Raw genomic sequence first — 19,304 nt, forward strand, 5'->3', positions numbered from 1 at the left:
GCCGCATGCCTGACTTGAAAATACAAACGAAACACAAACGCAGACGGCGCCGCGAGGCCCGTCTGCGTTGTCGTTTCTGGATCAGCCCGCGGCTTGCTTGAGCCACTCGCGCGGCGAGGCGCCCATCATGGTCGTGAAGGCGCGCGTGAACGTGGATGGGCTGGTATAGCCGGCGCGGCTGCTGACCTGCTTGACCGGCATGCCCTGGCGCAGCAGGCGGCTGCCGACGCCGATACGCCAGCGCGTCAGGTATTCGCCCGGCGGCATGCCCATCACGTCGCGGAAGCGTTCGGTGAATGCGGCGCGCGACATGCAGGCCACCTTGGCCAGCGATTGCAGGCTCCAGGGCTCATGCGGGCGCTCGTGGATGGCCGTCAGTGCCAGTGACAACTGGCGGTCCGACAGGCCGGCCAGTAGGCCCAGCGACAGGCGCCCGCTGTCGAATTCGCGCCGGATCACCTGAATCAGCAGCACATCGCACAGGCGATCCAGGATCACTTCGCGGCCCGGCTCAGCCTGGCTGGCTTCGCTGAACAGCAGGTCGAGCGTTGAGCGCAGTCCGGCAATTTCGCTCAGCGGCATGACCAGGCAGTTGGGCAGCACGCGCGACAGCGGATTGCTCATCTCGTCCTGGAACTGGATGTGCGCACAAAGCAGGTTGGCGGTGTGGCCGGGATGCACGTGCAAGCGGTGGCTGGCGCCGCGCGGATAGAACAGCAGCGACGGTTCGGTCACGGTGATGACCTCGCCATCGTCATGGATGAAATCGACCGGCCCTTCGCGCACCACGTGCAGCTGACCAGAGACACCGTTTTCGGTGAATTGATTGGTATCGCAAAACGCGCCGTTATAGAAAATACGGGCGTTGAATGAATGGCGACCGACCAGTGATGACAGTTTGTCCATGACAGTACGATTTAGATAGATAGCTATCTATTCTGGACGAAAAGCGCTATTTCTGTGTGGAAATTGGTGACATTTTCAGCGCGAATACAACGCTTTCTGGATATCGTGGTCCAACTATTTTCCCTAATAAATTAATGACTTACACAACAGCCAAGCAGGCAAAAGTCAGAGCGCGGGGGGGGCAAATTGCAACATAACCTGACTAGACAACTTCCAGGACGATTTCGTTAATGACATCGGGTCAAGAACAGTTCAAGACACGATCCCGTCGCCTGCCGGCAACGCCGATGTAAAGCATCCATCACCAGAAATAACCCCTCTTTGAAGGCGCGCTGGCCTGCGTCCACCACGTTGGCCGGGCCGGTCAACGGGCAGGGGGCGCACCGAATCCCGAACCGTGAAAGGCAGTATCATTTAGCGATCTCATTGACCACCCCATCGATCATGCTGCATACGCCTGCTTCCTTCACGCCACTGTTTGCGCCGCATCCCGATCCGGCGCCACTGAACTTTCTGTTCCACAAGGGCCAACTGCTGGTGCGCGAAGACGGGCCAGCGCTACCCGACGTCGCTGTGCTCGAACAGGTCGGCGCGGTGCGCGAACACTTGCAGCCGCTTGGCCTGCTTGATGGCCGGTATTGCCAGACCGGCTGGCTCGATGCCGAACCTGCGCTGCCGGCAGGCTATGCGTGGCGTGGCCTGCGCGCGCTGTTTGGCGTGATGGACGAGTCGCTGGTGGGCCTGGCCGGGCGCGCCGCCCAGGTGGCTGAATGGGCACGCACCCATCGCTTCTGCGGCGTGTGCGGCAGCGGCACCGTGCTGGCCACTGGTGAGCGCTGCTTCAAGTGTCCGCAGTGCGGTCACATGGCCTATCCGCGCATCTCGCCGGCCATGATGGTGTTGATCCGCAAGGGCGACCAGGTGCTGCTGGCCAAGCACGTGCTGCATGCCACGCAGCGCTTCGTGCCGCTGGCGGGCTTTCTGGAAGCGGGTGAGTCGATCGAAGAATGCATCACGCGCGAAGTGTTCGAGGAGGTCGGACTGCGGGTGCACAATCCGCGCTACTTTGCCAGCCAGTCGTGGCCGTTCCCGCATTCGCTGATGCTGGCGTTCACGGCCGATTATCTGGACGGCGAGATCCGCGTGGACCCGGCTGAAATCGCCGAGGCGCGCTGGTTCGGCCCGGGTGACGAGTGGCCGGAGCGGATACCGCAGATGTCGATCTCGAGCGTGCTGATCGACGCGCACCGGCCACCCGGCACGTAACACCTGAGGTGGCGCTACGGCGCTGCCGGACCGGCGTGGTGCGCCATGGCTTGTCCGACCTCCACCGGTGCCGGCTTGGCGCCGGTGCTGCGCAGGTTGATCGCGCGCTGCAGGATGTCGAACCAGAACGGCGCGCCGAACAGCGTCGTGCTGGCAGTGATCAGCCAGCCGGTGACCTGCAGCGCAAACGCGCCATCGAGCACCGGCGGAAAGCTGGCCCAGCCGATCGGCAGCGTTGCCAGATCGTTCACCAGTTTCGCGTCGAGCGCGGCAGGCACGGCATGGACGCCGGCAGCCAGGGCCGGCTGCCGCCACAGTGTCTGGAACAGGTGGATGCTGTCGATGTTGAGCAGGATTGCCAGCAGCAGCGCCAGCAGGAACGACACCAGCAGCTGGCGCCGCTTGTAGGCGCCCGACAGGCGCGCCATCGTGCTGTCGAACCAGCCGCCAAGCGCCGCCTGGAAGCGCTGCACGTCGCCCCCCGTTTGCACGTACAGCGTGTTCAGCGTGCGCCGCAGTTGCGGATCGGGCACGGCGGCAATGGCGCTGTCGAGCGCGGCCCCGCCTCCGCGGATGGCGTCGATCAGGGCAATCGCGAAGTTGGCCGGTTCGATGTAGGATGGGCCGGGATGCTGCGGCGCGTGCGGGTCGGTGAGGTCGGTGCGCGTGCTGATCAACGGATGTGCGTACAAGGCGCGGGCGATGCCCGTGAAAGCCGGGTCGTGCAGCATGCGCTGGAGACAGGCGCGCAACATGCCGGCGCGTAGCCGGAACATGGCCGACAAGGCCTCTTGCAAGGTCGTGACGGTCAGCGCCAGGGAGGCGTAGCAAAATGCCAGCCCGATGACCACTTCCAGTACCGCGCTGCTGAACATGGCGCTCTCCGTGAACGGGTAATGCATTCAACGTTATGAGATATGTCGCATGCAGCAGATGATTTAGCGCAAGAATAGGGCAGCCCCGACCGGGGCCAGACGTTTTCTATATACTGGCGGCAATCGTTATTTTAGGGTGCACCATGTCTGACAAAGAAGCTTTCACCGAACACGACTGGCGTCGTCTGCTGACATCGCTGGGCGAAAATCCGGACCGTCCCGGCCTGATCGAAACGCCTGCGCGCGTGACCAAGGCCTGGAAGCACTGGACGTCGGGCTACGACCAGAATCCGGTGGAAGTGCTCAAGGCATTTGAAGACGGCGCCGAAGAATACAACGAGCTGATCGTCGTGCGCGGCATCCCGGTCTACAGCCATTGCGAGCACCACCTGGCACCGTTCTTCGGCAAGGCCACCGTTGGCTACCTGCCGAACGGCAAAATCGTCGGCCTGTCGAAGCTGACCCGCCTGGTCGATATCTTTTCCAAGCGCCTGCAGGTGCAGGAACGCATGACGATGCAGATCGCCAATGCGCTGATGGAAGTGCTGGAACCGAAAGCAGTGGGCGTGGTCATCAAGTGCCGCCACCTGTGCATGGAAAGCCGTGGCATCCGCGCCATTGGCGAAGAAACCATCACCTCGACCCTGCTGGGCGAGCTGCAGCCGAACCTGGCACTGCGAACCGAGTTCCTGGCGCTAACGCGGGACTAGCTAGGTTCAATTATTTTGGGTAGACTGTAAATACAGCTAGGGAACCTGTTCCAGATCCGGGCCTCCAAGCTGTTTTGGAGGTCACCCATGGACCGAGCTGTCTACCCCAGCGATATACCCCGCGAACACTTCGAGGGCGTGCGCGCCATGCTTGAAGCGGCACGCCGCAAGACGCGCCCGCGCAAGCACGATTTGTACGACGTGTTTTGCGCCGTGTTGTATTTTTTGCACACGGGCGCCACCTGGCGCGCGATGCCACCCGATTTTCCCCCGTGGCGCACGGTGCACGAGTATTTCACGCAGTGGACCATGCAACGTGAAAACGGCCAGTCGCTGCTCGAAAGCGTGCTCGAAAAATCAGGCCGTGAGATCGAGCTCGCGCGATTGCGCACGCTGATCCAGCGCTATTGAGCTGTTATTTGCTGTCAGCTTCCGGCTTCTCGAAACTGAGCTTGTTGTCGCTGTCCAGCGTGAAGATGCCCAGCGGCAGACCGGTAACGGCATCGGGGTCGGGCGCCTTCAGTTCGCTACAGGTCGTGGTGTCGATCTGCCACGCCTGGTCGTCTGCGCGCAGCGTATAGACGTTGTTGCCGTTGCCGAACAGCTCGACCTGCAAGTCGGCCAGCCACACCGAGCCCAGCTCGTACTGGCGCTGGCAATCCGGCAGGCGCGACATGACGACGCGCAGCGTGCCTTCTTTCGTCCAGAAATTGTCCTTCTCCACCTTCAGCGTGATTGCATGATCGGTATTCAGGTCGATCACATACGTCGATGTCTCGATGAAGCAGCCGCTCAGCAGCAGCGGAGCCAGGAAGATGAGTGGAAGGCGCATGAAAGGTCCGTTGTTCATTGATGCAGTTGCTGCCGAGTATAGCAACTGACCTATGCGTCCGGGCAATTCCGTGGCGCTTATGCCTGGCTTGCGAGCGACAGCAGATCCGCAGGCGTGCCGAACTCGCACTCCGGGGCTACCCGGCGCAGCGCTTCGATCGACGCATAGCCCCAGCCGACCGCCCCGAACGCGATCCCGGCCCGGCGCGCGGCGTCGCCATCGGTGGTCTGGTCGCCGACATACAACGCCTGGATCGCCGGCACCGTGGCACGGCGCACGACCTTGCGGATGCGCGCCGCCTTGCCGAAGATCGACATGCCGCATTCGTACTGCCCCATCAGGCCTGCCAGTTCCGGCCCCAGCACGTGGCGCACATTGTCTTCGGCATTCGACGACACCACCGCCAGCCGCACGCCATTGCGGTCGAGCTCGTGCAGCGTGTGGGCGATGCCGTCGAACAGCGCGATGCGGCCCGTGGCGCCGCGCATGCGGTCGATGAACGAGCGCGAGGCGATCGGCAGCTTCCAGGCCGGCATGCCGACATGGCGCATGATGTCGCGCGGGCCGTAGTGGCGCAGCTGCTCGGCCTGCGCGGCGTCGACGCGCCGGAAACCGTGCTGGTCGGCGATCTCGTTGAACACGCTCATGAAGAAAGGCCACGAGTCGGCCAGCGTGCCGTCGAAGTCGAAGATCGCCAGGCGATAGCTCATGCGCGGGTCAGTTGAGTAGAAGTCATGCGGCGATTATAGAGACCGCGGCGCCGCCACGTCGCCGGCACGCCCCTGTCAGCGCATCCCCTGCAGGCCGCCCGCCTGCAGCGACTGGCGCAGCCGCGTCGCATCGCGCCCCGGCGACAGGCCGAAGAAGCGCGCGTATTCGCGCGAAAACTGTGAGCTACTTTCGTAGCCCACCGCATGGCCCGCGCGCGCCGCGTCGATCGACCCGGCGAGCATCAGCCGCCGCGCCTCTTGCAGGCGCAGCTGCTTCTGATACTGCAGCGGACTCATCGAGGTCACGGTCTTGAAGTGCTCGTGCAGCGTCGACGAACTCATGCCCACCTCGCCAGCCAGGCGCTCGACGCTCAATGGCCGGTTGTAGTGATCCTTGATCCAGCAGATGGCCCGGGTGACCTGCGCGATGCGGCCATCGCCGCGGGCGCAATGGCGCACGGTGTCGGCATGCTCGCCGGTGAGCAGGCGATAGTGGAATTCCTTCAGCAGCAGTGGCGCGAGCACCGCGATGTCGTGCGGCGCATCGAGCAGGCGCACGAGGCGGTTGGCGACCTCGAGCAGCGCGGGCGTGGTCTCGCTCAGGAACAGCCCGCGCGCCGGGGGCGTGCCGCGCGCGGCCGGCCGGGCTGGCAGTTCGAGGTCGAGCGCGGCGAGCAACTGCGCGTCGAGATCGACCCGCAGGCACAGATAGGGTTCATCTTCCGTCGCCAGCGTCACGCAGCCGGTCACCGGCAAGTCGACCGACACGACCAGGAACTTGGCCGTGTCGTAGCGGTAGTCAGTGCCGCCCAGCGAGACCAGCTTGGCACCCTGCGCGATGATGCACACTGCCGGCGTGTGCACGACACGCAGCGGTTCGGTGGTCTGGCCGCTGCGGATCAGCCACACGCCGGGGATCGGGCTCTGGTGCATGCCGTCGCCGGGGGCGTGCTGCGCAATCTGGGTGGCGAGGTCGCGGATCGCTTGCATGAACAGTTTCTCGGGTCGGTGGACAACGTGTCATTAGAACACCGGCGGGGCGTGCGATGGTCCGGGAAGATTGCACGATCCTCCGGCAGGGCAGCCGTTGCCAACGGTAACACTCACACGCAAGGCGCGCCGTCTGTCAGCAGGCAGATGGTGGCCACTTGCGCGCGCTCGACATAATCGGCGCGTGGCACGCTGCCGGTGTCCGGGCAGGTGTTGGCAGTGCCATTGCAGGCCACGGCGTCGATCCGGTAGATACGTTTGACAACCGGCGACGAGTTACCGCTGGCATCGATCGCCTCGCCCTCGTTATAGGCGCGAAACGAACAGCTGACACTGACCAGGAATCCGGACTCGGCACGGAAGTCAGTGAGATGGTTGACCGCCCCCGCTGGCGCTGCATTGCTGGTCGACAGAGGGGCCTGGGAGCAGCGCTGCACCGGGTTGTTGAAGACCCATTCGATGCCGCCGCGCGCCGCCAGGCTGGCGCGTGAGGCCAGCAAGGCCTGGTTGACGGTGCTCTGCTGCGTCTCGGTCAGGCGCAACAGCACGACCGCAATGCCGGCAATCACCACCAGGAAGATCACAGCAGCAATATAGGCGAAGCCCGACTGGTGCCGGGGAAGGATGGGGAAGCGGCTCATGGCAGGTTGTCGACGTGGGTGCCGATCGTGAGCGGGACCGATTCACCGCGCTCGGTCAGCGTGAGCTGGAGCTGTACGAAGCCGCTGTCCTGGGTCGCGCCCTGGTTGGTGTAGACGACGAAGCTGCAGGCCGACACCCGGGTGGCCACGATGGCCGGTGTGCCGGCCGGCGCATTGCACGTCGTTGCGCCAGGCGTGGTGCGGGAAAACCGTGTCAGGAAGCCTGTGCCGTTGCCAGTTACTTTGTCGACGCCCTGCGTACAGACGTAAGTAACGACGCGCTCGGCTCCTGGCACGACCAGGAAGCGGCCGCCATCGTACCCTTGGGGAATCTGGATCGGCGCGTTCAGCATGATGCGGGTGATGCCGGCCTGCGCATTCGGCGATGGCCCGGCCAGCGCGCTGACCGTGCCGACATTGGAGTCGTTATACACATCGTCCGGACTGCGGTTGCCGATCACGATCGCATCGCCTGGCGTCGGCATCGCATTGAGCGGCGTGAGCACATCGAACGCGGCACCGGTTTCGGCATCGTTGATATGGGCGTCGTTGGGATTGACCGTGTCGGGGCCCATTCGATAACGGCCGCCATCGCGGGTCGGCACGAGGTCCAGGCATTGCGGATTATTCAGGCGCAGCGAATTGGGCACGGCGGCGCGCACCTCGGTGGTGATTCTGCGCAGCGCGGTGTCAGCCTGACTTGTCAGGCCTGCGCGCTGGCTGATCAAGAGGTAACTCTGGATGGCCGGGGCCAGCTGCATCGTGAGCACGCCGCCGATGATGCCGATCAGGACGATGACCAGGATCAGCTCGACCAGCGTGAAGCCGCCATCGCGCTGCACGCGATGGCGCATGGAGTAGGGCATGGAATGGCTCATGGACGCGTCCTCCAGCCGACCAGACGCAGATCCTGGGCGCCGGGCGCGCGCACGATGACCTGGACGCGCATGGCGTCGGCAGCCGCCACGCCGGTGATGGCCTGCTGGTTGACCTGCACCTGCACGGTATAGCGTCCCAGGCCCGGGACAGCGCCGCCGTTGACATTGCTGACGGCGACAGGCCCGTAGCCGTTGTAGTCCATGAGGTCATTGAAAAACAGGCGACCTGCCTGATTCGGCTGGGCGACAAACGGCTTTTGCATGACCTCTTCCATCATCGATTCGGCGATCGCCAGCATTTGCTGGGTAATCAAGGGATCGGTGGAGGCGATATTGGCGCGGTTATAAGCAGCCACGAGTCCCGCCAGGGCGGTGCCCACGATCACGATTGCGACGATCAGTTCGATCAGCGTGGTGCCTGCCATGCGTTTAATGGACATAGCCAGTGCCTCCGTCGAGCGTGATGGTGCGCCGGATGGCATCAGCACCCTTGATGGCGATGTCGACCCTGCCCAGGCGTACGCCGTTGCCGTCATCGATGGTGCCGTCGGGCCGGAACAGCAGCAGCGGGGGCGCGCCGCTCATGACGATATTTGCTTCCTTGCTGTCGTACAGACCATCGGTGATGCCCTGCAGCTGCACGTTGCCACAGGGGCCGTTGCCGACGGCGGTACGCACGCGCAGCATCAGCGTCGTTGCCGTCGTGGTCACGCATACCGTGCGGCGACGCGCGACCGCGCTTTTCTGGGCCATGCGCAGTCCACTGGCCACCTGGTCGCCAAACAGGGCCGCACCGGTCGCGCTGTCTCCCATCAGGCGCGGGACGGCAAAGGCTGCCAGCACGCCGATCAGCACCATCACCGTGATCAGTTCAACCATCGTGAAACCCTGCTGGCGGCTCAATTGAACACCTGGCGCACATGGATGATGCGACGCTCTTCGGCCGACTGCTCACCAAAGGTCGCGCGCGCCGATGGATCGGCGCAGCCCGTGGGCAGGCGCAGCCAGGCCAGCCGAGCACCGGTGTTCTTGGGATACACGGCGTTGTTGCACGGCAGGGGCTGCGTATCATTGCCCAGATTGATCGCCAGGTCGATCCAGCCGGGCCGGTCACCCGTCAGGTCGACTTGCCCGCGACCACTGGCCAGCACCACGGCACTCTTGACGGCGCCAATCGTCGGCGCCACGCCGCCCGTCACGTTGGACCGGGCCGCTTGCACGAACGCGCTGGCCGGAATCACGGTGAAGTCATCCTTCTGATTGAACAGCCAGCTTTTGCCGGTCCAGTAATAGGCTTCGATGCGCATCGGCAGTGGCGTGTTGATGCGACCGAATGCATTGGCGATACGCAGGCGGCCACTGTGGACCGCTGGCCGGGCTATCTCGTAGCTGCCCTTTCCATCGCCCGATGTCACCACGCCCCCGCTGTTGCTGGCCCTGAGCAAAATGCTGGCAGCGATCGGCGCCGCAGTTTTCGGCCCGTAGGCTGGCCTGGCTTGTGCGAGCCCATCTTTGAAGGCGCTTGCGGGCACGGTAAAGTCCTTCAGTTCGGCGCTGGTGTCCTTGATTGCAGCATAGTCGGCCGGATTGAGAGCGGTGAGCGTCACCGTTTCGCTCAGGCCCAGGTCGCCCGAATAGTTCCTGGTAATGGCGCCCTGCGCATTCATCGCCGCCACCTCGACAGGGATGGGCTCGCCGGCATAGTAGAACGCGCGTGTCTTGCTCGCAGCCGGATAATCGACCTTGAAATATTTGGGGATGAAGGGGCCGACGGTTGGCGTGCATGTCGTTGTCTCGCCACTGGTACCCAGCACGTCTACCTTGCTACCCAAAAAATCGCTCAACGTCGCCTTCAGGTCCAGCATGCCGACGTCGCCCCATGCCAGGGTCGCCACAGCGACGCCGCTATTGAATTCCGTCCTGGCGCCAGTGAACAGGCCGGCGCTGCCCTTGCCGACGCAGGACAGCCCAATGTCAGTGAGCGTGGCACCAGCCGCCAGGGCACTGCGGTGGAAACTTGGCGTGGTGGCGCCGGCTTTGTTGACTGCCGTGACGGTGACCTGGAAATTCTCGCCCGCGCGAACGGGGGAGGAGGGCAATGTTGAAAAGTCGAAGGTGTAGGGCGCGACGGTCACCGTGGTGTCGCCCTGGGCGTCGTCGAACGACGCCAGGAGTTTGAGCGTGCCCACATCCTGGTAGACCAGCGTCAGTTGCGCCTTGCCGTCGGCATCGAACCGGCTGTTGACGGCTTGCGCCGCACCAGTGGCGCAAGCCAGCGTGGCGGCGCGTTTGGTCGTGTTGTCGGTCAGCTGCAACCCCTTGGTGTCGGCACTGGTCGTGACATGCTGGCAGGCATACGCGATATCCTTGCTGGTGTTCCTGAAGGCCGCCACGCACTGGCCAGTAGCAGGGTCGGGCGCGAGCGCCGTGACAATGGCGCCCGCGCTGTCACCGGCCTTGTGGTGATTTGCGTCGATCCGGAAGCTCACGCCGCTGGCAAATGTTATCGCGCAGCTGGTGCTCTTGCTCGTGCTGTTGTAGCAGGTGGTGGCCGGTTTGGCGCCACTTTGCGTCAGTTGCAGGGTGTCCGTGCCGGCCGTGTTGCGCGACACCTGCGCCAGCGTGGTGCCGGAGCTGTCGATGGTGGCTGCCACTGCACCCGGCGACAACGTGATTTGTGCACCGCCCTTGTACAAGGCGCTGCAAGACTCGTTGGCGCAGGCCGTCACGGTCACGCTTTCCGGCGCGCAGGTGCGGCCGCTGCCGTCATGGGTGATCTGAAAATGATGCAAGGGGGCCGTCGCCGGCTTGGCCGACTCACAGGTCGGGCCTTCGGGGGTGTTGACCGGATAGCCGCTCTGGTTCTCCACACAGTCGCACTCACCAGGGCGCGTGCCTGTCTTGCAGATGACTTTCTTGGCCACGCGGCCGTGCCAGTCCAGCTTTGCAAAGTCAACCGCTGCGTTGCCCGTGATGAGCGCGTCCGAGGCTTGCAGCGTCATCTGGCCGGTGTCGACGTTGCCGTCGATCGTGCTGCCCGAGCCCAGGAACAGGCTCGTGGAGGCCTTGACGTCGCCCGTGATCCTGACCGGCGTGCCGATCGAGACCGTGGTGCCGGTGACAGGGCCGGTGATCGTCGTGTTCGACCCGACGGTGACCGGCCCGGTGGACACCAGCGTGCCGGTGATCTGCAAGGTCGACCCGCTGCCCAGCACCAGCGACGCGGCGCTGATGTCGGCCTTGAAGGTCTGCACCTGGTTACCCGCGGTGAAGGTTTTGGCAGAGCTGAATGAACCACCAGTCACATTCAGGTTGGAGGGCGGAAGATCAGCGATGCTCAGATTGCCCGTACTGGTCAGGCGCGCGGTGCCCGACATCGTCAGGCCCTGGTTGTAGCCGAACGTGAAATCGGACCGCACGCTGACGGTATAGCCCGAGTCGATGATGATCTTGTCGTCCGAGGCGATACCCGCACTGCTGGGGCAGGTGTACACCTTGCCCGACAGTGAGCAGCCCGGTACCGCTGCGCCGCCGAAGCGGTACGTCGCGCCAGCCTGGGCGGCGCCGGTCGCGAGCAGCAGGCCGAACAGCGCCAGCGCCGTGCGCAGGATCAGCGAGAACGGGGAAGTGAAATACACAAGGAAACCTGCACGAAACGGGATGAACGAAAGTGTGCACTGGATTGCCGTACAGCCACAATAGATTTTTCACTCAGGCAACCATTCGACAGCTTTCCGCGCACTGGGTGCGTGGTATGGACAACGGTGTGTGGCTATCGTGGAAACAGTCTTACAATAGTTTCCACCTTATTAACGTTAGCGGACACCATGGCCCATATCCAACCAAGCGGCTGGCGCGAACTGTCCGTCACGGGCGCCGCCGCCCGCGAAATCGAGACGCTCGCCTACCTTGAGCAGCGCCTGGCCGACACGCCCTACGTGATCTACCACGGCGTGCACTGGACGAACGTCGAGCAGGGTTATTCGGTGTACGGCGACGTCGACTTCATCGTGCTCGCGCCGAATGGCCGCATCCTGGTCATCGAGCAGGTCGCCGGTTTTCTGAACGAGACGCCGGACGGCCTAGTCAAAAGCTACCAGGGCAAGCCGCGCAAGGTCCGCACGCAGATCCTGGCCACGATCGAGGGCCTGGCCAAGCGCTTCCAGGGAAAGCTGTCCATCGACTACCTGCTGTACTGCCCCGACTACATCGTGCGCGACCAGCCACTGGCCGGCATCGACGCCGACCACATCATCGACGCATCGAACAAACCCAAGCTGGCGCGCGTGATCCGCGAGGCGCTGCCTATCACCGAGCGCACCGACGACTTCGACAAGGTCACGCGCTTCCTGGGCGACACACTGAACCTGCGGCCCGATCCGAGCGCCATGATCGGCAACGCCGAGGCGATGGTCACCAAACTCTCGGGCGGCCTGGCCACCTGGGCGCGGCGGCTCGACTTCTCGCCATTCCGGCTGCACGTGATCGGCACCGCCGGCAGCGGCAAGACGCAGTTGGCGCTGGCCGAATACAGCGCTGCCATCGACGCCGGCCTGCGTCCGCTGTACGTGTGCTTCAACCGGCCGCTGGCCGACCACATCGAACGGCTGGTGCCGGCCGGCGGGCGGGTGGCGACCTTCCACATGCTGTCGGACGCCTGGCTGCGCGCGCAGGACATCACGCCCGATTACGCGGCGGCGGATGTGTGGGAAAAGATCGAAGCATCGATGGCCGACGCCACCTTGCCCGAAACCTGGCAATTCGACGTCGTCATCGTCGACGAGGGCCAGGACTTTTCGGTGGCGTGGCGCGACATCGTGCTGCGCATGCTGAAAGAGGGCGGCCGCGCGATCTGGATGGAAGACCCGGACCAGAACCTGTACGGCCGCGGGATGGTGCCACTGCCGGGCTGGGTGACGCTGCATTCGCATGTCAACTATCGCAGCCCGCGCCAGATCGTCGACATGCTCACGTCCATTGGCGCATCGCACCAGCCGGTAGAGGCGGGCAGCCCGTTCAAGGGCGCCGACATCGAAGAGCTGACCTATCCTGAAGGCGACGTCGAAGCGATGCTGGCACAGACGCGGCGCGCCGTGACGTCGTGCCTAGCGGCCGGCTTCGGGCGCCAGGACATCGCGATCTGCGCGTTTCGCGGCCGCGAAAAGTCGGCCATTTTGCAGCTCGATCGCCTGAGCGATGCGCACTCGCTGCGCTCGTTCACGGGTGCGTACGACTTGTTCGGCACGCCGGTGTTCCGCGAAGGCGGATTGCTGGCCGAATCGGTGTACCGCTTCAAGGGGCAGTCGGCGCCGGCGCTGATTTTTACCGAGATCGATTTCGAAGAACTCGACGAGCAGACGCTGCGCAAGCTGTTCGTGGGGATGACGCGCGCGCGGCTCAAGCTCGTGCTGGTGATGAGCGAGCGCGCGTCGTTGCAGATTGTGGATCGGATGAGTGGGCGGTGAATCATCGCGGCGCCTGATTGCGGGCCAGGTGATCTCGGCGCCAACCATCACCGCGTGGACGGGGGACCCGTCCACCCTACCGTTCGGATAGCCGGGTAGGGTGGGCGGCTTTGCCGCCCACGCGTTACGCTGCCAATGCGTCCGAATTCGGCTCTGCACTCACCACATGGCGGTTCACCGCCGACAGCACCGACTTGAACGACGCCGTCACGATATTGCTGTCGATGCCGACACCGAACAACGTCGGGCCATTTCCCACCCGCAGCTCGACATAGCACGCCGCACGGGCATCGGCGCCCGAGCCGATTGCATGCTCGTGGTAATCCATCAGGCGAATCTCGAGGCCCAGCGCCGTGACGAACGCGTCGATCGGCCCGTTGCCGCGGCCCGAGAACACCTGCGGCGCATGGTGGCGCGCCACATCGACTTCGAGCTGCACGTCATGCGCGCTGTCTTCGGTCATGCGGTGCGCGATATAGTGATACGGCTCCTGCTGATCCAGGTATTCGCGCGCGAACAGCGCGTGCAGATCGGCCGGGTTGATTTCGCGGCCGCTCTCGTCGGCCTGGCGCTGCACGACGCGCGAGAACTCGATCTGCAAACGGCGCGGCAGTTGCAGGCCGTATTCCTGTTCGAGCAGGTAGGCCATGCCGCCCTTGCCCGACTGGCTGTTGACGCGGATGACCGCATCGTAGCTGCGCCCCAGGTCGGCCGGATCGATCGGCAGGTATGGCACTTCCCAGATGGCGTCGGCCTGCTGCTTCGCAAAACCCTTCTTGATCGCATCCTGGTGCGAACCCGAGAACGCCGTGAACACCAGATCGCCCGCATACGGATGGCGCGGGTGCACCGGCAGCTGGTTGCAGTCCTCGACCAGCTGGCGCACGGCGTCGATATCCGAAAAGTCCAGCCCCGGGTGCACGCCCTGCGTGTACAAATTCATGGCCAGGGTGACCAGATCGACGTTACCGGTGCGCTCGCCGTTACCGAACAGGCAGCCCTCGACGCGGTCCGCACCGGCCATCACGGCCAGTTCGGCAGCGGCGACGGCGGTGCCGCGGTCGTTGTGCGGGTGAACGCTGATGACGAGCGATTCACGGTTGTTCAGGTTACGGCACATCCACTCGATCTGGTCGGCGTAGACGTTCGGCGTGGCCGCTTCGACGGTCGACGGCAGATTGACGATCATCTTGTTGGCCGGCGTCGGCTGCCAGACGGCGCTGACCGCATCGGTGATCTGCTTCGAGAAATCCAGCTCGGTCGTCGAGAACGATTCTGGCGAATACTCCAGGCCCCACTGGGTCTGCGGATGCTGGGATGTCAGATCCTTGATCAGCTGCGTGCCCTTGACCGCGATCTGCACGATCTCGTCGCGCTCCATATTGAAGACCACGCGGCGGAACACCGGCGCGACCGAGTTGTAGACGTGGACGATCGCGCGCTTGGCACCAACGGCCGATTCGACGGTGCGGCGAATCAGCTCATCGCGCGACTGGGTCAGCACGATGATGGTGACGTCGTCCGGGATGTGCTTGTCGTCGACCAGCATGCGCACGAAGTCGAAGTCGGTCTGCGAGGCGGACGGGAAGCCCACCTCGATCTCCTTGATGCCGATCTTGACCAGCATTTTGAAGAAGCGCAGCTTCTTTTCCGGGCTCATTGGCTCGATCAATGCCTGGTTACCGTCGCGCAGGTCGGTGCTCATCCAGATCGGCGGCGTGGTGATGGTGCGGCTTGGCCACTGGCGGTCTGCCAGGTCGATGGCAGGGAAGGGACGGTACTTGGCGGCGGGATTGGTCAACATGATCGGGTGCTCCTGATTGGTTTGGTCACTGGGCGGCGCGGATGCGCCTGCGGGTGGCGGAGGCTGCCGGGCGGGCCACGAAACGCGAGGCCCGGCAACCGGTCGGTAGGTTTAGTGCCAGTACACACTGGACGCAAGCGCTCGCCGCCAGGATGGACCCGGTGAGGAAAAACGATGAAGCGAAAATTGGCGTGGTAGACATCTGCGACTTTCCTGCTGCTGTGGGGACCGGCGTGTGCCGGGCGTACGGCCGAACGATCAGGCGCGTAGTAGCAGTGCAGCTAGCGATAGCGCGCCAGCGGCAGGGAGAGTGTTCGACAGATGCAGGGTGAAAGACATAATTTCGACTTTAAGGAACTCGGCGCCGTATGTCAAGCGGACAATAGGCGCATGTGGAAAAGAAAGTACGGGAATTCGGGGTGGCATTATTTTCCAGTCAACGTGAAAACGTCGTTTCCGCGAAGGCGGGAACCCAAGTACGTCGCCTGTATCTGACACGCCGCAGGGGAATGTCCGACGCAGTTTATGCACCAGCCATCACCGGCAGCACCACCGCGCGCAAAGGCCCGTGATAGCATCGTTCGAGATACTTTCTGGAGATTTTGCCAATGCGCCGCCCTGTTAATGATGTGTCCCGCTCGCGCCTGAATCTGCTTGGCGCCGTTGGTTTGATGGCGCTGCTGGCCGGTTGCGGTGACGGCATCCCGAAGGACAAGGACAAGGACGATGGCAAGCCGCCGCCAGCACAAACGGCGGCGCTGTCGGTGTTCGCGGGCGACCCGACTGCCGACGGGACCATGGACGGCACCGGCACGGCGGCGCGCTTCAACAATCCGCACGGGCTGGCGATTGATAGCAGCGGCAACGTCTATGTGGCAGATCGCGGTAACTACGTCATCCGCAAGATCACGCCGGACGGTGTGGTGACCACGCTGGCCGGCGGCGCAGGGCAGAGCCGGCTGACCAACGGCGCTGCCGCCAATGCGCGCTTCGTCAATCCGGTTGCGTTGACGGTGGGGAGCGGCGGCACGGTATTTGTGGCGGATGACGTGAACATCCGCAGCATCACAACGGGTGGCCAGGTCGCGACGGTGACCACGATCCCGGTTGGCAGCAACATCGCGACAGCGAGCCGGCCTGATGTCACGCCAGGCATGATCGCCGTCGACGCCAACAACAATCTCTACATCACTAACAACTACGGCACGCGTCGGTTTGCCATCGGCGCGGGTGGGACGGGAATTCTGGAAGGGCAGAACACGGTGGGCGACCTGTTCGGAACGCGCACGCTGGCGCCGCGCGGGGTGGCGGTGGACAGCAGCAATGTCGTGTACTTGTTCGACCTCGAGCGCGAGATCAGTCGCTGGAATCCGACGGCCAATTTTGGCTCGGACAATCTGTTTACGATCGCTGGTGCGCCGAACGTTCGCGGCGCGGTGAACGGCACCGGCAACGCAGCGCGCTTCGAGCAGGTGGTGGCGCTGACGGTTGATCCACAAGGCAATCTGTATGCGGCTGACGCGGTGAATAACCTCGTTCGCAAGATTACGCCGGCGGGTGTGGTGACGACGGTGGCTGGGACGACGCGGGCGACGACACTGCGGGTTGGGGATTTGCCGGGGAGCTTGGGTGACATTCGCGGCATCGTTACGAACGGTAAAGGGCTGCTGTATGTAACGTCCGGGAACTCAATAGTAAAGATTAGCTTGCCGTGATCGACTCCGATCAGATGGCGGCCAGATGGCCGCCTAATACCGGCTGCATTAGGCTTGTGATTTTAGAATCATAATAGGAGCGAGCTGAGTATTAAAATTTTCGACATCGAATTTCAGTCTCAATTTCAATTTTCTAAATTTCAATGCTCCAGAATTGCGAAGCTGGGTAGATAACGATACATGTTCATAAAATGACGTGCATCCGCTTCTGGAATTGTTCCTAATTGGAGATCGGTCCCTTCAAGTAATGGCAACTGACTCTCGAGACGCTTAAATTCTCGTAAAGTAAGTTTTGGGACTACTATCCTGATCGGCTTATCGTCAGCACGGATAAATTCCATTTTTTTAAAATCGCACCTATCGACTAAAGCTTGATCTTCGGAAGTATAAAAAATTCCTACAAGTGTAGTCATTTTCGCACCATCTTCGTATTCAATTTCGCAGATAGTTCGAAATTTGAAAGGATTAGTAATTTGAGTAGCATTTCTTGATGCAAGCTCATTTTCTATTTCCTGACGCAGCATCTCTCGACTAAGCGCGCCATATGGCCATCCGACCAGTTGATCTGACTTTGTCTCTGCAGGAACTCGATCACGTCCAAAGGTTCCCGCGAATCTGTTTATTGCCGAAACGCTGCCATCCCGCTCGGCCTCAGCAAATTGTGGCGCACGCGAACACTGGACAGAAACAGATAAGACAGTACCGGACTTCGCACGGCTTGCAACTAACCTCATATCGAGAAGCATGTCTGTCGATAAAGGATCATCATAATCCAGCCATATGAATTGGTCAGCTGACCAATTAAGGTCAGGTAGTGCGTTTTTTGATTGCTGATAAATTACAGGAATTCTAAATGGTTTATTTTCCTCTATCCTTTGCCTTGCCGCTGTATTTTGCTCAATAGAAATCATATTTTTCACCCCAAGCGTTTTGTGCACTAGGATAAAATCGGAGAACCAGATGGATCCAAATCCGACATAAATGTAATCTTCTATTCGCCCAAATGGCGAAAGCCTTCGAAACACATCGCACAACATACGACGTTCTGCATGTTTCGCAGGACGCAGAGAATAGTCAATTTTTTTAAAACTCGCGCTCATTCGCCACCCATCCGCTCATAAAGCATGTCAAACGCAGTCTCGCCAACAGACTTCGCGCTTCCAAGAGCTAATTCGGCCATTAAAAACTCGACTTTGTCGACTGGTCGAGAGTACTGAACTTTAATCGTTCTTATTTTCTTTTGAAGCGATCCTCTAGCTGGCGCAACAAATGTACTTTGTGCAGGCAGATCTTCGGCTTTAACAAGTGCAGCGCTGTTTACAAACTGATGCATTGGACTTTCGTCACGTGAATGCTCATCAATATCAGCATCAAGCTCGTTCAGAAATGTAATGACAGGCCGCATCATTTCGACCATTCTCGAAAATGTCTGCCGCCACACTGGGCTATCTTGGTCAACGTCAGTCTTAGTTGTATTCCACGGTACTTGAGCGGAATCATCTGAGTCGAATGTAACAATTCCTCGGAAACGTGCATATTGATTGTGGAAGCTAGGAATCGCAAGTCCATTTGCCATTTCCTCAGCTACTCCCCATCCCGTTACGTCACGCCTATCTGCCTCTAGAATGACTCGACCATTACAAATTACATACCAGCCCGCTTCTTTTGGCGCACTATTACCTAAGCCAACAATGATCTTAGTTCTAGTAATGGCTTTATCTGGCCAAACGAATGCAGGTTCTTGTACACCTGGTCTGAAGTCAGTGCCTTGGACGAGCAATAATAAGTTCGTGGCAGTCAAAGTGTTGCCATTAACTAAAATTCTCAGTCCACCTGCGATGAACTGACGGTGCTTAGACTTGATCAAAGTGATGATCGTATTTTTGAATCTCTCAGTGGAGAACCTTGCAGAAACCTCAGGTCGAAGATCCTTTACAATGATCTCTGTCCCAGGTGTCTCTTGAGATACACTTTCATCAGGGACAAAATTGGCCCATTCGAAACTCCACCCGGGCTCCATTTCCCACTGATGTACGTCCACATCGACAGACCAGGAATCATCTTTAGTAGCCGAGCGAACGATGAAATGATGACCAAATTTAAACAGAGCTCGCTTCATTCCCACTCCGAACTGCCCGATCGAATGCGGAGTACGATACGATCCAACTGGTCGTCCAAACTTGAACGCATAAGATGCAGCGGTCTGTCGGTCAAAGCCGCCACAATTATCGGAAATTTGAAAGTGGTCAGCATCAAATAAAATTCTCACCTCACACCCATCAAATGGGAAATTTCCGGTCTTTGCTAAGCCTTTAGCAGCATCGACTGTGTTATCTACTAAATCGAGTATCGCTTGTTCTAGTGCAATATCTCGTGTCAGCATGTCGACAAAGAATGTTTTAGTTGGTGATGCATCGATCACCAGAGTGCCACTTGGTTGAGTCATATCCGCTCCAAACAATTTGTGGGAAACGATAACATGATGCACGCAAGAAATAAACTAATTTAACAG

General features: G+C 61.2%; 17 protein-coding genes and 1 pseudogene. 5 read left to right on the forward strand and 13 right to left on the reverse strand.

The window, feature by feature from the left end; genetic code table 11:
- Nucleotides 1-81: 81 nt before the first annotated feature.
- The gene (locus HD842_RS13605; RefSeq protein WP_183555212.1) at nucleotides 82-906 is read right to left on the reverse strand and encodes an AraC family transcriptional regulator; all 825 of its coding nucleotides are present in this window, start codon (nucleotides 904-906) and stop codon (nucleotides 82-84) included.
- Nucleotides 907-1,350: 444 nt separating this feature from the next.
- Between HD842_RS13605 and nudC the strand changes: the two genes are divergently transcribed.
- On the forward strand, nucleotides 1,351-2,172 hold the full coding sequence (gene nudC, locus HD842_RS13610) for an NAD(+) diphosphatase (RefSeq protein ID WP_183555213.1): 822 nt from the start codon (nucleotides 1,351-1,353) through the stop codon (nucleotides 2,170-2,172).
- Nucleotides 2,173-2,186: 14 nt separating this feature from the next.
- Here nudC and HD842_RS13615 read toward each other — a convergent pair whose 3' ends face one another.
- Nucleotides 2,187-3,047 carry a hypothetical protein gene (locus HD842_RS13615; protein ID WP_183555214.1) on the reverse strand — a complete coding sequence of 287 codons (861 nt, stop codon included), beginning with the start codon at nucleotides 3,045-3,047 and terminating at the stop codon, nucleotides 2,187-2,189.
- A gap of 143 nt (nucleotides 3,048-3,190) precedes the next feature.
- Between HD842_RS13615 and folE the strand changes: the two genes are divergently transcribed.
- Nucleotides 3,191-3,757 (forward strand): GTP cyclohydrolase I FolE, encoded by a 567-nt coding sequence (gene folE, locus HD842_RS13620; RefSeq protein WP_183555215.1) that lies wholly within the window; start codon nucleotides 3,191-3,193, stop codon nucleotides 3,755-3,757.
- Between the two features lie 87 nt (nucleotides 3,758-3,844).
- Nucleotides 3,845-4,120: pseudogene (locus tag HD842_RS13625) on the forward strand (transposase); the annotation flags it as partial.
- A 52-nt stretch (nucleotides 4,121-4,172) separates the two neighbouring features.
- Here the strand turns inward: HD842_RS13625 and HD842_RS13630 are convergent.
- The 8 genes from HD842_RS13630 to HD842_RS13665 all read right to left on the reverse strand — a co-directional run bounded on the left by HD842_RS13630 (nucleotide 4,173) and on the right by HD842_RS13665 (nucleotide 11,446).
- The gene (locus tag HD842_RS13630) at nucleotides 4,173-4,589 is read right to left on the reverse strand and encodes a hypothetical protein (RefSeq protein ID WP_183555217.1); all 417 of its coding nucleotides are present in this window, start codon (nucleotides 4,587-4,589) and stop codon (nucleotides 4,173-4,175) included.
- A gap of 77 nt (nucleotides 4,590-4,666) precedes the next feature.
- A complete protein-coding gene (locus tag HD842_RS13635) occupies nucleotides 4,667-5,299 on the reverse strand; it encodes an HAD hydrolase-like protein (RefSeq protein WP_183555218.1) in 633 nt (210 codons plus the stop codon).
- 75 nt (nucleotides 5,300-5,374) lie between these two features.
- On the reverse strand, nucleotides 5,375-6,289 hold the full coding sequence (locus tag HD842_RS13640; protein WP_183555219.1) for an AraC family transcriptional regulator: 915 nt from the start codon (nucleotides 6,287-6,289) through the stop codon (nucleotides 5,375-5,377).
- A gap of 113 nt (nucleotides 6,290-6,402) precedes the next feature.
- Nucleotides 6,403-6,930: a pilus assembly PilX family protein gene (locus HD842_RS13645; RefSeq protein WP_183555220.1), complete on the reverse strand. Its 528-nt coding sequence runs from the start codon at nucleotides 6,928-6,930 to the stop codon at nucleotides 6,403-6,405.
- Entirely contained in the window at nucleotides 6,927-7,808 is an 882-nt protein-coding gene (locus tag HD842_RS13650) for a prepilin-type N-terminal cleavage/methylation domain-containing protein (RefSeq protein ID WP_183555221.1), read from the reverse strand. Before HD842_RS13650 ends, HD842_RS13645 begins: the two co-directional genes overlap by 4 nt.
- Nucleotides 7,805-8,248 (reverse strand): type IV pilus modification PilV family protein, encoded by a 444-nt coding sequence (locus HD842_RS13655; RefSeq protein ID WP_183555222.1) that lies wholly within the window; start codon nucleotides 8,246-8,248, stop codon nucleotides 7,805-7,807. The genes HD842_RS13650 and HD842_RS13655 overlap by 4 nt, the downstream gene beginning before the upstream one ends.
- Entirely contained in the window at nucleotides 8,238-8,711 is a 474-nt protein-coding gene (locus HD842_RS13660; RefSeq protein WP_267875174.1) for a pilus assembly FimT family protein, read from the reverse strand. The genes HD842_RS13655 and HD842_RS13660 overlap by 11 nt, the downstream gene beginning before the upstream one ends.
- Entirely contained in the window at nucleotides 8,708-11,446 is a 2,739-nt protein-coding gene (locus tag HD842_RS13665; protein ID WP_183555224.1) for a DUF6701 domain-containing protein, read from the reverse strand. Before HD842_RS13665 ends, HD842_RS13660 begins: the two co-directional genes overlap by 4 nt.
- 189 nt (nucleotides 11,447-11,635) lie before the next feature.
- Here HD842_RS13665 and HD842_RS13670 point away from each other — a divergent pair, with 189 nt between their 5' ends.
- Complete coding sequence (locus HD842_RS13670; RefSeq protein WP_183555225.1) at nucleotides 11,636-13,273, forward strand: ATP-binding domain-containing protein; 1,638 nt, start codon at nucleotides 11,636-11,638, stop codon at nucleotides 13,271-13,273.
- A gap of 124 nt (nucleotides 13,274-13,397) precedes the next feature.
- On the opposite strand, the gene leuA is transcribed toward HD842_RS13670, so the two are convergent.
- Entirely contained in the window at nucleotides 13,398-15,080 is a 1,683-nt protein-coding gene (gene leuA, locus HD842_RS13675; protein WP_183555319.1) for a 2-isopropylmalate synthase, read from the reverse strand.
- A gap of 605 nt (nucleotides 15,081-15,685) precedes the next feature.
- On the opposite strand from leuA, the gene HD842_RS13680 reads away from it, so the two are divergent.
- On the forward strand, nucleotides 15,686-16,792 hold the full coding sequence (locus tag HD842_RS13680) for a DUF839 domain-containing protein (protein WP_183555226.1): 1,107 nt from the start codon (nucleotides 15,686-15,688) through the stop codon (nucleotides 16,790-16,792).
- A 140-nt stretch (nucleotides 16,793-16,932) separates the two neighbouring features.
- On the opposite strand, the gene HD842_RS13685 is transcribed toward HD842_RS13680, so the two are convergent.
- Both HD842_RS13685 and HD842_RS13690 read right to left on the reverse strand, forming a co-directional pair.
- Nucleotides 16,933-17,892, reverse strand: a complete 960-nt coding sequence (locus HD842_RS13685; RefSeq protein ID WP_183555227.1) for an O-methyltransferase — start codon at nucleotides 17,890-17,892, stop codon at nucleotides 16,933-16,935.
- Nucleotides 17,889-19,238, reverse strand: a complete 1,350-nt coding sequence (locus HD842_RS13690) for an ATP-binding protein (protein ID WP_183555228.1) — start codon at nucleotides 19,236-19,238, stop codon at nucleotides 17,889-17,891. The genes HD842_RS13685 and HD842_RS13690 overlap by 4 nt, the downstream gene beginning before the upstream one ends.
- Nucleotides 19,239-19,304 lie beyond the last annotated feature (66 nt).

The organism is Massilia aurea, assembly GCF_014200505.1.
Classification (GTDB): domain Bacteria; phylum Pseudomonadota; class Gammaproteobacteria; order Burkholderiales; family Burkholderiaceae_D; genus Telluria; species Telluria aurea_B.

Coding starts and splice junctions, on each gene's coding strand:
- HD842_RS13605 (WP_183555212.1), bottom strand. CDS start 906: ATGGACAAACTGTCATCACTGGTCGGTCGCCATTCATTCAACGCCCGT.
- nudC (WP_183555213.1), top strand. CDS start 1,351: ATGCTGCATACGCCTGCTTCCTTCACGCCACTGTTTGCGCCGCATCCC.
- HD842_RS13615 (WP_183555214.1), bottom strand. CDS start 3,047: ATGTTCAGCAGCGCGGTACTGGAAGTGGTCATCGGGCTGGCATTTTGC.
- folE (WP_183555215.1), top strand. CDS start 3,191: ATGTCTGACAAAGAAGCTTTCACCGAACACGACTGGCGTCGTCTGCTG.
- HD842_RS13630 (WP_183555217.1), bottom strand. CDS start 4,589: ATGCGCCTTCCACTCATCTTCCTGGCTCCGCTGCTGCTGAGCGGCTGC.
- HD842_RS13635 (WP_183555218.1), bottom strand. CDS start 5,299: ATGAGCTATCGCCTGGCGATCTTCGACTTCGACGGCACGCTGGCCGAC.
- HD842_RS13640 (WP_183555219.1), bottom strand. CDS start 6,289: ATGCAAGCGATCCGCGACCTCGCCACCCAGATTGCGCAGCACGCCCCC.
- HD842_RS13645 (WP_183555220.1), bottom strand. CDS start 6,930: ATGAGCCGCTTCCCCATCCTTCCCCGGCACCAGTCGGGCTTCGCCTAT.
- HD842_RS13650 (WP_183555221.1), bottom strand. CDS start 7,808: ATGAGCCATTCCATGCCCTACTCCATGCGCCATCGCGTGCAGCGCGAT.
- HD842_RS13655 (WP_183555222.1), bottom strand. CDS start 8,248: ATGTCCATTAAACGCATGGCAGGCACCACGCTGATCGAACTGATCGTC.
- HD842_RS13670 (WP_183555225.1), top strand. CDS start 11,636: ATGGCCCATATCCAACCAAGCGGCTGGCGCGAACTGTCCGTCACGGGC.
- HD842_RS13680 (WP_183555226.1), top strand. CDS start 15,686: ATGCGCCGCCCTGTTAATGATGTGTCCCGCTCGCGCCTGAATCTGCTT.
- HD842_RS13685 (WP_183555227.1), bottom strand. CDS start 17,892: ATGAGCGCGAGTTTTAAAAAAATTGACTATTCTCTGCGTCCTGCGAAA.
- HD842_RS13690 (WP_183555228.1), bottom strand. CDS start 19,238: ATGACTCAACCAAGTGGCACTCTGGTGATCGATGCATCACCAACTAAA.